8 protein-coding genes and 1 tRNA gene are annotated in these 12,681 nt (G+C 61.4%); 6 read left to right on the top strand and 3 right to left on the bottom strand.

All coding sequences use genetic code 11. The features are described from left to right. On the top strand, positions 1–1,272 hold a 1,272-nt coding region (gene malQ / locus Q0K17_RS07930; protein WP_294541898.1), incomplete at its 5' end, for a 4-alpha-glucanotransferase. Between the two features lie 2 nt (positions 1,273–1,274). On the opposite strand, the gene Q0K17_RS07925 is transcribed toward malQ, so the two are convergent. Continuing rightward, entirely contained in the window at positions 1,275–2,795 is a 1,521-nt protein-coding gene (locus Q0K17_RS07925; RefSeq protein ID WP_294541896.1) for an oligosaccharide flippase family protein, read from the bottom strand. A 126-nt stretch (positions 2,796–2,921) separates the two neighbouring features. Between Q0K17_RS07925 and Q0K17_RS07920 the strand changes: the two genes are divergently transcribed. The 5 genes from Q0K17_RS07920 (at position 2,922) to Q0K17_RS07900 (ending at position 11,515) form a co-directional block, all read left to right on the top strand. Continuing rightward, on the top strand, positions 2,922–3,743 hold the full coding sequence (locus tag Q0K17_RS07920; RefSeq protein ID WP_294541894.1) for a purine-nucleoside phosphorylase: 822 nt from the start codon (positions 2,922–2,924) through the stop codon (positions 3,741–3,743). A 172-nt stretch (positions 3,744–3,915) separates the two neighbouring features. After that, positions 3,916–4,740: an Mrp/NBP35 family ATP-binding protein gene (locus tag Q0K17_RS07915; RefSeq protein ID WP_204648575.1), complete on the top strand. Its 825-nt coding sequence runs from the start codon at positions 3,916–3,918 to the stop codon at positions 4,738–4,740. A gap of 19 nt (positions 4,741–4,759) precedes the next feature. Then, entirely contained in the window at positions 4,760–5,239 is a 480-nt protein-coding gene (mscL, locus tag Q0K17_RS07910; RefSeq protein WP_294541889.1) for a large conductance mechanosensitive channel protein MscL, read from the top strand. Positions 5,240–5,469: 230 nt separating this feature from the next. Further along, the gene (gltB, locus tag Q0K17_RS07905; protein ID WP_294541887.1) at positions 5,470–10,020 is read left to right on the top strand and encodes a glutamate synthase large subunit; all 4,551 of its coding nucleotides are present in this window, start codon (positions 5,470–5,472) and stop codon (positions 10,018–10,020) included. Between the two features lie 13 nt (positions 10,021–10,033). Beyond that, positions 10,034–11,515 (top strand): glutamate synthase subunit beta, encoded by a 1,482-nt coding sequence (locus tag Q0K17_RS07900; RefSeq protein ID WP_294541884.1) that lies wholly within the window; start codon positions 10,034–10,036, stop codon positions 11,513–11,515. Positions 11,516–11,604: 89 nt separating this feature from the next. Here Q0K17_RS07900 and Q0K17_RS07895 read toward each other — a convergent pair whose 3' ends face one another. Together Q0K17_RS07895 and Q0K17_RS07890 are read right to left on the bottom strand one after the other, a co-directional pair. Continuing rightward, positions 11,605–12,438, bottom strand: a complete 834-nt coding sequence (locus Q0K17_RS07895) for an aminoglycoside adenylyltransferase domain-containing protein (RefSeq protein WP_294541881.1) — start codon at positions 12,436–12,438, stop codon at positions 11,605–11,607. 87 nt (positions 12,439–12,525) lie between these two features. After that, positions 12,526–12,600: transfer RNA gene (locus Q0K17_RS07890), tRNA-Glu, on the bottom strand. Positions 12,601–12,681 lie beyond the last annotated feature (81 nt).

The following is a 12,681-nucleotide window of genomic DNA, read 5'->3' as shown; positions in this document are numbered from 1 at the left end:
ATCTACGAAAAGCGGTATCCCGTGCTGCGCAAGGCCTGCACCCGGCTGCTGGCTGCCCCGCCTGCGGACTATGAAGCCTTCTGCCGGGACAATGCGTTCTGGCTGCCGGATTATGCCCTTTTCATGGCGCTGAAAACCGCCCACAAGGGCGCCGCCTGGCATGACTGGGAGCCGGAACTGGTCCGGCGTGACCCCACCGCCCTGGAAAAGGCCCGCCGCACCTACGCCGACGAGATCGGCTTCTGGCAGGCGGTGCAGTATCTGTTCTTTACCCAGTGGTCCGCCCTCAAGACCTACGCCAACGAAAAAGGCGTACAGATCATCGGTGACCTGCCCATCTATGTGGCGGCAGACAGTGTGGATGTATGGGCCAGCCCGGAGGAGTTCCAGCTGGACGAGGATCTGCTGCCCACCGAGGTGGCCGGCTGCCCGCCGGACGCCTTTTCCGCCACCGGTCAGCTGTGGGGCAACCCGCTGTATGACTGGGAGGAAATGAAAAAGACCGGGTACGCCTGGTGGGTACGGCGCATCCGCCATACCTGTGAAATCTACGATGTGGTGCGCATCGACCACTTCCGGGGCTTTGCCGGGTACTATGCCATCCCCTACGGCGACGAGACCGCCGTGGGCGGGCGCTGGCGCACCGGCCCGGGCATCGACCTGTTCCGCACCATCGAGCGGGAACTGGGCCGCCGGGAGATCATCGCCGAGGATCTGGGCTTCCTGACCCCGGACGTATACGAGCTGCTGGCTGCCACCGGCTACCCCGGCATGAAGGTGCTGGAGTTCGCTTTCGACAGCCGGGACGGCGGCGGGTATCTGCCCCACAGCTATCCCCGCACCTGCGTGGCCTACACCGGTACCCATGACAACGAGCCGGCCAACGGCTGGTTTGCCAACACCAACGAATATGCCCGGGCCCGAGCGGTGGATTACCTGCAGCTGACCGAGGCCGAAGGATACAACTGGGGCATGCTGCGGGGCATCTGGTCCAGCGTGGCGGACCTGGCCATCGTGCAGGCCCAGGACATTCTGGGGCTGGGCTGCGAAGCCCGGATGAACACCCCTTCCGTCCCCAGCGGCAACTGGAGCTGGCGGGCGCAGCCCGGTGTGTTCACCCGGGAACTGGCCAAAAAGCTGCGCCACCTGACCGAAATCTACGGCCGCACCGATTTCTGGGATGTATTCCCGGAGGAAGAGCCGGAGGAGGACGAAGATACCAAAACCGAGGAACCGGAAACGTCCGAATCCGAAACTACCGAGACAGACTGAAATCAGTTTTCCTGCCGCCCGGTGCCCAGCCGCACCAGGGCGGCTTTGTTTTTGCGCCAGGTGAGCAGCAGCGGGATGCCTGCCCCCAGCAGAAACGACGCCATCTCTGCCGCCAGTCCCAGCGGCGTGTCCGGCAGAAGCCGGCGCAGCCAGAGCACCGGTGTCAGTCCGATCCCCGCCAGGGCCGCGGGCAGGATAAACCAGGCCGCCCAGTCCATCCGCATGGATGCGCAATGGAGCATCCGGTGCAGATTGAGGGTACAGGTGAGCAGGTTGGATGCCGCCATCACCCCGAAAAATCCCGCGATGCCATACCGGGGAATCAGGGCCGACATGGCCAGAATGCGCAGGGCGGAATCCAGCACCGAATACCGGAAGGTGGCCAGCTGCTCCCCCATCCCTTTCAGGATGCCGTCCACCATGCTTTCCAGGTACATGAAGGGAGCGATGAATCCCAGCACCCGCATATACTGCCCCACGGCTTCCTCGTGGTACAGCAGCACGGCCAGGGGCTCGCCGAAAAGCACCAGCCCCGCGCCTGCCAGCACCGAGAACAGTCCTGTCAGGGTCATGGCGGTGTGGATAAGGCGTTCCCGGGCAGCGGTATCCCGTCGGGCCCCCGCCCGGGCGATCTCCGGCATGAGCAGGCCGGACAGCGCCGCCAGCACCGAGAAGGGGAAAAAAATCAGGGGCATGGCCATTCCCTTGACCGCGCCGTACTGGGTGACGGCGGCGGTGCGCTGGCCCAGGTAGAGGGTCAGGCACAAGGGAATCAGGCTGCTTTCCATGGCCTGCAGGGCGCTGGCCAGGAGCCGGCTGCCGCACACCGGCAGGGCAATGCCGAAAAGTTCCCGCCGGGTAAAGCCCCGGGCCGGGTCCCCGGCAGCCGGACGAAAGGCCGGTTCCCGCCGTGCAAACACGGCCATGAGCAGGCAGGAGACCGCCTCGCTCACCGTATTGCCGATGAGCACCGCCCCGCAGGCGTACCCGGCCCCCCAGGCCGCCAGACGGGACAGGGCAAAGGCCGCCACCCCCATGCGCACCAGCTGTTCCGCCAGTTGGGCGGTGACGTTGGGTTCCACCCGCCGTCTGGCCAGAAAGCACCCACGCAGCGCCCCGGCCACCGCCATGAAGGGCAGGCTGGGGGCCAGGATCCGCAGTCCCAGTTCTGCCCGGGCATCGTGGAGCATCCAGTGGGCCAGAGGCTCCGCCAGGGCAAACTGGACCAGCATGGCCAGGGTGCCGAAACAGGCCGCCGCGCTGACCAGGCCCCATAAGGTGGGGGCCATCCCCCGCCCCCGGGCCAGACTCTGGGCCGCCAGCCGGGTGGAGGCCACGTTGACCCCCGCCGTGGCCAGAGCGACAAACACCCCGTACACCGCCAGGATCAGCTGGTACAGACCCATGCCCTCGCCGCCCAGCCAGCCGGCAATGTACACCCGGAACACCATGCCCAGCACCCGCAGGGCAAAGCCCGCCGCGGTGAGCAATGCTGCGTTTTTCAGATAGGTCCTGATGCGCATCGGGCTCCCTCCTTCCCCCTTATGGTCCTGTTGGGGATATATGCGCACCGCAGCCTGTCTATGCTTGCCGCCCGGGGCGGGTCCATGGTAAAATAAGGGCAACAAAACAAAGAGAGGTACCGTCTTATGACCCAACTGGAAACCATCCGCGCCGCCGCTGATTATCTGCGCACCCGCCTGCCCGAAGCCCCCGAGATCGCTCTGGTGCTGGGGTCCGGCCTGGGCGGTCTGGCCGACCGCATCGAAAACCCGGTGTACATTCCTTACGGGGAAGTTCCGGGTTTTCCTGTCTCCACCGCCCCGGGCCATGCAGGCCGGTTTGTGGCCGGACGTCTGGCCGGAAAGGCCGTGCTCTGCATGCAGGGCCGGTTCCACTATTATGAGGGCCACGACATGGCCGCCATCGCCCTGCCGGTACGGGTCATCAAGGCTCTGGGCTGTCGGGCGCTGGTGCTGACCAACGCCGCCGGGGGCGTGAACTATGATTTCTCGGTGGGAGATTTCATGCTCATCACCGACCACATCAATTTCATGGGCGCCAATCCGCTGCGGGGCACCAATGAGGAAGAGATCGGCCCCCGGTTCTGCGATATGAGCCGGGTGTATGACGCCGGATTGCAGGAACTGGCCCGCAAGGTGGCCGGCGAAAAGGGCCTGACCTTGCGGGAGGGCGTGTACCTGGGCTACATGGGGCCCAGCTACGAAACCCCCGCGGAGATCCGGGCGTTCCGCACCCTGGGTGCCGACGCCGTGGGCATGAGCACCGTGCCGGAAGCCATCGCCGCAGCCCACTGCGGGCTGCCGGTGCTGGCCCTGAGCCTGATCACCAACATGGCGGCGGGCATGACCGGCAAACGGCTGTCCGGCGAGGAGGTCATCGAGATTGCCAACCGCCGGGGTCCGGTGTTCCAGGACCTGGTGGAGGGCATGGTGGCTGCCATGGCATGAGCCTTCGGCCCTTGCTTTTTTACACCAAACCATGTAGAATAGAATACGTCCGATTATGCTGGACAGGCAGGCCCCGCCGGGGTTTTCCCGCGGGGTTTTCGTCTGCCGGTGACCGGACGCAGAATATGCAAAGTGCCGGGGCTTTTCCCGGCCCAAAGGAGACTTGTTTGCAATGAGCGAAGCGTGTAATCACGATTGCAGCAGCTGCACCGCCAACTGCGACCACCGCGCGCCCGAACGGGAAGCCCCCCACGCCAAGAGCCACATCAAGAAGGTCATCGGCGTTGTGTCCGGCAAGGGCGGCGTCGGCAAGAGCATGACCAGTGCCATGCTGGCTGTTTCCATGCGTCGTCTGGGTCACACCGCCGGCATCCTGGACGCGGATATCACCGGACCTTCCATCCCCAAGCTGTTCGGCGTACATGGTCCGGCAATGGGCGGCGAGGACGGCATCTACCCCATCAAGAGCCGCACCGGCATTGATATCATGAGCATCAACCTGCTGCTGGAGGATGAACAGGCCCCCGTGGTGTGGCGCGGCCCGGTCATTGCCGGCGCTGTGAAGCAGTTCTGGCAGGAAGTGATCTGGGAGGATGTGGATTTCCTGTTTGTGGATATGCCTCCGGGAACCGGCGACGTGCCCCTGACCGTCTTCCAGACCCTGCCGGTGGACGGCATCATCATCGTGTCCAGCCCCCAGGAACTGGTAGGCATGATCGTGGGCAAGGCCGTGCAGATGGCCGAGATGATGAAGATTCCCATCCTGGGCATTGTGGAAAACATGAGCTATGTGGTCTGCCCCGACTGCGGCAAGCATATCTCTGTGTTCGGCGACAGCCATGTGGATGAGACCGCCGCCCGCTACAAGCTGCCCGTACTGGCCAAGATGCCCATTGACCCCGAACTGGCCAAGGAAGCCGATGCCGGCATGATCGAGACCTTTGCCGGGGATTACCTGGACGGCGCCGCCAAGGCCGTGGCCGACCTGCTGAAATAAGATCCGGGAGGCTTTTACCATGCCTGTACAGGAAAAACTGCATGTGCAGCAAGGGCTGGAAACTTCCAAGAAGTTTCTGGATGAGTTCAAGGCATTCGCCCTCAAGGGCAATGTCATCGACATGGCCGTCGGTGTCATCATTGGCGCTGCCTTCCAGTCCATCGTGTCCTCTCTCACCGGGGACATCCTGAACCCGCTGCTGGGCATCGCTTTCTCCACCGATTTCAGCAATGTGGTCATTCCGCTGCCCAACGGCGCTGACCCGCTGCGCATCGGTGCCTTTATTTCGGCAGTGATCAACTTCCTGATCATGGCCTTTGTGCTCTTCTGTCTGGTGAAATTTATGGGCCGTCTCATGCGCCTGGGCCAGCACAAAAAGGCCGCCGAAGCCAAGGCGGAAGCCCCCAAACCGGCCGCTCCCACCCAGGAAGAATTGCTCGCCCAGATCCTGGCCGAGCTCAAGGCACAGAATGCGGCGGAAAATGCAAAATTAAATTAAGTTTCATGGCTTGTTTTTGAATTTGCAAAGGTTTCGACTTTAATTTCATAAGATTCTTTTGATTTTCGATTGCCAAGCGGTCCTTCCTATGATATAGTGTAGGCAGGAACAAGGACGTTCGTCTGCTGGAGGTGTATGCCTCCGCATACGGACGTCTTTTTTGTTGCGGGACCGGTCCCCAAAAAAGACTCCCGCAGCATGGCGTTTATCGCCGGGAAGGAGAGGTACCAGTGCAAGACTTTACCACAAGCAAGCAGCCCATTGGGCTGTATGACCCGAGATTTGAGCACGATAACTGCGGTATCGGCGCCGTGGTGGACATCAAGGGCCGCAAGAGCCACAAGACCATCGACGATGCTTTGCAGATCGTGGAACATCTGGAACACCGCGCAGGCAAGGATGCCGAAGGCAAGACCGGCGACGGCGTGGGTATTCTGCTGCAGATCGGCCACAAATTCTTCAAGAAGGTGGCGGACGAAGCCGGTATCGCCCTGGGCGAAGAGCGTGAATACGGCGTGGGCATGTTCTTCTTCCCCCAGGAAGAACTGCGCCGCAACCAGGCCAAAAAGCTGTTTGAGATCATCTGCCGCAAGGAAGGCCTGAACTTCCTGGGCTGGCGTGCCGTGCCGGTGTGCCCCGAAATCCTGGGCCACAAGGCCCGCTCCTGCATGCCCAGCATCTGGCAGGGCTTTGTGGAAAAGCCCGCCCGGGTGCAGCCCGGTCTGGACTTTGACCGCCGCCTGTATGTGGCCCGCCGGGTCTTTGAGCAGTCCAGCCCCGAGACCTATGTGTGCAGCCTGTCCAGCCGTACCATCGTGTACAAGGGCATGTTCCTGGTGAAGGAGCTGCGTTTGTTCTATCCCGACCTGCAGGATACCGACTATGAATCCGCCATCGGCATGGTGCACAGCCGGTTCTCCACCAACACTGCGCCCAGCTGGAACCGCGCCCACCCCAACCGCATGATCCTGCACAACGGCGAAATCAACACCATCCGGGGCAACGTGGATACCATGCTGGCCCGCGAGGAGACCATCGCCAGCAGCTGCCTCAAGGACGACATGGCCAAGGTGCTGCCCATCGTGAACCAGGACGGCAGCGACTCCGCCATGCTGGACAACACCCTGGAGTTCATGGTCATGAACGGCATGGACCTGCCCCTGGCCGTGATGGTCACCATTCCCGAGCCCTGGAGCAACAACGACAGCATGGATCCCAAGAAGCGCGCTTTCTACCAGTACTACGCCACCATGCTGGAACCCTGGGATGGTCCGGCTTCCATCCTCTTCTCCGACGGTGATGTGATGGGCGCTGTGCTGGACCGCAACGGTCTGCGCCCCTCCCGCTACTATATCACCCGTGATGGCCGCCTGATCCTCTCCAGTGAGGTGGGCGTGCTGGAGGTGGACCCCGCCGAGATCGTCTGCCGTGACCGTCTGCGTCCCGGCAAGATGCTGCTGGTGGATACCGTGAAGGGTGAGCTGGTGGACGACGACCGCCTGAAGGCCGACTACGCCAGCCGCCAGCCTTACGGCGAATGGCTGGACCGCAACCTGGTCAACCTGAAGGATCTGAAAATTCCCAACCAGCGGCCGCCGGAACCCAACGCCCAGGAGCTGGTCCAGCTGCAGAAGGCTTTTGGCTACCGGTACGAGGACGTGACTTCCATGATCCTCCCCATGGCCAAGAATGGCGCCGAACCCTCCGGTGCCATGGGCAGCGATACCCCGCTGGCTGTGCTCAGCCACACCCATCCCCCGCTGTTCGATTATTTCAAGCAGATGTTCGCCCAGGTCACCAACCCGCCCATCGACGCCCTGCGTGAGAAGGTTGTCACCTCCACCACCGTCTATGTGGGCGCCCAGGGCAACCTGCTGGAAGAAAGCAGCGAGAACTGCAAAGTTCTGAAGATCAACAACCCCATCCTCACCGAAACCGACGTGCTGAAGCTGAAGGCCATGAAGGTTCCCGGTTTCAAAGTGCAGACCGTCTCCATCTGCTACTACAAGAACACCGACCTGGAAAAGGCCATCGAACGCCTGTTCGTGGAAGTGGACCGCGCCTACCGGGACGGCGCCAACATCCTGATCCTCTCCAACCGGGAGATTGACGAGTACCATGTGGCCATCCCCAGCCTGCTGGCCGTGGGTGCGGTTTCCAAGTACCTGGTGCGCACCAAGAAGCGTACCGCCATGGCTCTGGTACTGGAAAGCGGCGAGCCCCGCCTGGTCCATGACTTTGCCACCCTGCTGGGGTACGGCGCCTGCGCCATCAACCCCTATCTGGCGCAGCAGACCATCCGCCAGCTCATCGACGAGAAGCTGCTGGACAAGGACTACTACGCCGCCGTGGAAGACTACAACCACGCCGTGCTGGCCGGCATCGTAAAGATCGCCTCCAAGATGGGCATTTCCACCATCCAGTCCTACCAGGGCAGCCAGATCTTTGAGGCTCTGGGCATCAGTAAGGCTGTGGTGGACAAATACTTCACCAACACCGTTACCCGTGTGGGCGGCATCACCCTGAAAGACATCCAGGATGATCTGGAAGAGCGCCATCAGAAGGCTTACGATCCCCTGGGCCTGGGCACCGATACCGAGCTGCCCAGCCTGGGTCTGCACAAGTTCCGCAGCGGTCCCCAGGCGGAACAGCACCTGTACAATCCCCAGACCATCCATCTGCTGCAGCAGGCCTGCTGGACCGGCGACTATTCCAAGTTCAAGGCCTACACCGAAGCCATTGACAATACCGGCTCCGATGAGATGCATCTGCGCAGCCTGCTGACCTTCCGTTACCCCGAACAGGGCGTGCCCATCGACGAGGTGGAGAGCGTGGACAGTCTGGTCCGCCGCTTCAAGACCGCGGCCATGAGCTACGGTGCCCTGTCTGCCGAAGCCCACGAGTGCATGGCCATCGCCATGAACCGTCTGGGCGGCAAGAGCAACACCGGCGAAGGCGGCGAGTTCGAGGACCGCTACGGCACCGAACGGAACTCCGCCATCAAGCAGGTGGCCTCCGCCCGCTTCGGCGTCACCAGCAAGTACCTGGTTTCCGCCAGCGAGATCCAGATCAAGATGGCCCAGGGCGCCAAGCCCGGTGAGGGCGGCCAGCTTCCCGGCGGCAAGGTCTATCCCTGGGTTGCCAAGACCCGTCACTCCACCACCGGTGTGGGCCTGATCTCTCCCCCGCCCCACCATGATATCTACTCCATCGAGGACCTGGCCCAGCTGATCTACGACCTGAAGTGCGCCAACCGCAAGGCGGCCATCAACGTCAAGCTGGTCAGCGAGGCCGGTGTGGGCACCATCGCTGCCGGCGTGGCCAAGGCCGGCGCCGAGGTCATCCTGATCTCCGGCTTTGACGGCGGCACGGGTGCTGCCCCCAACAACTCCATCCACAACGCCGGTCTGCCCTGGGAACTGGGCATTGCCGAAGCGCACCAGTGCCTGATCATGAACGGTCTGCGCAGCCGCGTGCGTATTGAGGCGGACAGCAAGCTGATGAGCGGCCGCGACGTGGCCATTGCTGCCATGCTGGGCGCTGAGGAATTCGGTTTCGGCACCGGCCCCCTGGTGACCATGGGCTGTGTCATGATGCGTGTGTGCAACCTGGACACCTGCCCCATGGGTATCTGCACCCAGAACCCCGAGCTGCGCCGCAACTTCAAGGGCAAGCCGGAATATGTCATGAACTTCATGCGGTTCATGGCCCAGGAACTGCGGGAATACATGGCCCGCCTGGGTGTGCGCCGTCTGGAAGATCTGGTGGGCCGCACCGATCTGCTGGCCATCAAGGAAGAGCCCGCCGGCAGCCGTGCCAGCGAGCTGGATCTGACCCCGCTGTTGAGCAATCCGCTCATCGAGAACACCAGCGTCCACTTTGATCCCAAGGATGTCTACAACTTCGGCCTGGAAAAGACCCCGGACATGAAGGTCCTGATGAAGAAGTTCAAGAAGAGCTTCGACATGACCGAGCCCAAGCCCATGCGGGTGGAACTGACCGTGGGCAACACCGACCGTGCTTTCGGCACCATCTTCGGCAGCGAGATCACCGCCAAGTTCGGCAATACCCTGCCCGATGATACCTTCCATGTGCTGTGCCACGGCTGCGGCGGTCAGAGCTTCGGCGCGTTCCTGCCCAAAGGCCTGACCCTGGAGCTGGAAGGCGACTGCAACGACTATCTGGGCAAGGGACTTTCCGGCGGCGAGATCGTGGTGTATCCGCCCAAGAGCGTGACCTACGACCGCAGCCAGAACATTGTCATCGGCAACGTGGCCCTGTACGGCGCCACCAGCGGCAAGGCTTTCATCAACGGTGTGGCCGGCGAACGCTTCTGCGTGCGCAACTCCGGCGCCACCGCCGTGGTGGAAGGCGTTGGTGACCATGGCTGCGAATATATGACCGGCGGCACCGTGGTGGTGCTGGGCAAGACCGGCAAAAACTTTGCGGCCGGCATGAGCGGCGGTATCGCTTACGTCCTGGACGAGGACTGGGATTTTTACCAGCGCGTCAACAAGGACATGGTCAGTCTGGAGCCCGTGGAGCACAAGTATGACGTGGCTTTGCTGAAAGATCTGATCCGCGAACATGTGGAACGCACCGGTTCGCCCCGCGGCAAGGAGATCCTGGATGATTTCGGGGCATATCTGCCGCGCTTCAAGAAGGTCCTGCCTCACGACTACGACAAGATGCTGCGCCTGATTGCCCAGATGGAAGAGAAGGGCGAGGACAGCGAGCAGGCCCAGATCGAAGCCTTCTACGCTATGAAGAACGCCAAATAAGGAGGGGCACACCATGGGAAAACCGACCGGATTTTTGCAGATCGAACGGCAGACCAGCACCGAGCTGCCGCCGGAAGAACGCATTTGCAACTTTAACGAATTTCATCTGCCCCTGCCCTCTGACGAACAGCAGGCCCAGGGTGCCCGCTGCATGGACTGCGGCGTGCCCTTCTGCCAGAGCGGCATGATGGTGGGCGGTATGGCCAGCGGCTGTCCGCTGAACAACCTGATTCCTGAGTGGAACGACCTGGTGTATCAGGGCCGCTGGGATCTGGCACTGCATCGCCTGCGCGCCACCAACCTCTTCCCCGAATTCACCAGCCGGGTCTGCCCTGCTCTGTGCGAAGCAGCCTGCACCTGCGGCATGGCCACGGGCAATCCTGTCACTGTCAAGGAAAACGAACACGCCATTGTGGAGTACGGCTATGAGCACGGTCTCATCCAGCCCGAACCGCCCGCTGCCCGCACCGGCAAGAGCGTGGCTGTGGTGGGCGCCGGCCCTGCCGGTCTGGCCGTGGCCGACTTGCTGAACCGCCGCGGTCACAGCGTAACCGTTTTTGAGCGGGAGGACCGCGTGGGCGGCCTGCTGATGTACGGCATTCCCAACATGAAGCTGGAGAAGTCCGCCATTGACCGCCGCGTGGCCATCATGAAGGCGGAAGGCATTGAGTTTGTGCTGAACACCAATGTGGGTGTGGATATCAGCAAGGAAGAACTCACCAGCCGCTATGATGCAGTGGTTCTGTGCTGCGGCGCCAAGCAGGCCCGCGATCTGGCTGTGCCGGGGCGCGAAGCGGAGGGCATCTACTTTGCGGTGGATTACCTGACCAGCGTTACCCGCAGCCTGTTGGATTCCAACTTTGCGGACGGCCGCGCCGTCTCTGCTGAAGGCAAGCGTGTGCTGGTCATTGGCGGCGGCGACACCGGCAACGACTGCGTGGGCACTGCCATCCGCCAGCACTGCGCCGACGTACTGCAGCTGGAAATGATGCCCTGTCCCCCGGCCCAGCGTGCCCCCGGCAATGACTGGCCGGAATGGCCCCGCATCCTCAAGACCGACTACGGTCAGCAGGAAGCCATCGCGGTGTTTGGCCGAGATCCCCGTGTCTATCAGACCACGGTGAAGGAATTTCTGAAGGGGGAGGACGGCCGCGTATATGGCGCGGTTCTCTCCAAGCTGGAAAGCCGTGTGGTGGACGAAGCCACCGGCCGCCGTGCTATGGTTCCCACCGGCGAGGAAGAAACGGTGGAGTGTGAGCTGGTTCTGATTGCTGCCGGCTTTACCGGATGCGAAAGCTACACTGCCGAAGCTTTTGGCCTGGAACTGACACCCCGCGGTTGCGTGGCCGACCACAACTTTGCCACCAATGTGTCGAACGTCTTCACCTGCGGTGATATGCGCCGCGGTCAGAGCCTGGTTGTCTGGGCCCTGCGGGAAGGCCGCGATACCGCCGCTGTGGTGGACCGTTTCCTGATGGGGTATACGAACCTGTAATCACCAAATAAAATGCGCAGAGCGCCTCTGTGTTGCCTTTCCGGCAATACAGGGGCGCTCCTTTTTGCATTCATATCTATTCTATTGCTTCAATTACTTATCGTATTTTCCTGATCTTCAGAACCATTTCCGGTCGCATGATCTGCTCTTCCCTGCTTCCAACGATTCCATATTTCGGCAATAAACTGGCGGACAGGATATTGCCGGATATCCACAAAAGTGCCTCCGGCATAGGCCGTCAAGGCGGCTTCCACCAACGACCGGTATTCCGAAGGCAGATGCCGCAGCCCCCACTCCCCGCCTTCTTGCTTGGAGAGCAGCTGGCCATCCTCCAGGCAGGCCAGGGCACGGCAAAAATTCAGGACATAATAGACTGGCTGATCTTCCATATTCTGGGCCGCATCTGCCAGGTCTCCCTGTATGCTGTCCAGCAGCCATAGCCTCGGAATCGGTGCAAACACCTGCTTCGCAGGAGCACCCAACAGAGCCCTTCCCCTGGACCGTACCATGGAAAAATGCACAATTAGATCCGGGTCTGTTCTGGGCATACGGGCCAGCTGTCCCTGTGGGTCCTGGGCATAGGACTCGACATATAAGGGTGAAAAATGGAATTCAAAAGCCGGGCTCCGCTGTGGATTTTCGCACACCGCCTTGGTCACCACGCTGAGTTCCATCCCCTTTGGCGGACATAGCGGCTGCAGGGCAAGGCATGTGTCGATCATTGCGGTTTTCGCCGCTATCCCTAATGGCTCAGCGGTCACAACCAGGCAATCCACATCCCCGGTATTCCAATTGAAGCAGCCCATAGCTACAGAACCATGCAAGTAAATGCCTGTCAAATTTTCGCCTAAAGCGTCTTCTACTGTTTCGCATAGTCGCTGGATGGGCAAGGACAAACGGCGCTGTTCCTCTGGTTGCTGCATATCTGTTTCCTCCCTATTGGCGGGCAAAAGCAATATAAAAAAGAAATCCGAACCTCTTACCATAAAGGCTTGAGATTCGGATTTTTTTGGTGACCCGTACGGGAATCGAACCCATGTTAACGGCGTGAGAGGCCGCTGTCTTAACCGCTTGACCAACGGGCCATATAAAAGAGAAGCCGGCATCTACCTATTTTCACAGGCCGTCTCCAGCCAACTATCTTCGGCACAAGTGAGCTTAACTTC

It is taken from the genome of uncultured Gemmiger sp., assembly GCA_944388105.1.
In the GTDB taxonomy this organism is placed as follows: Bacteria; Bacillota; Clostridia; order Oscillospirales; family Ruminococcaceae; genus Gemmiger.
This window is presented reverse-complemented; position numbering and strand designations above follow the sequence as displayed.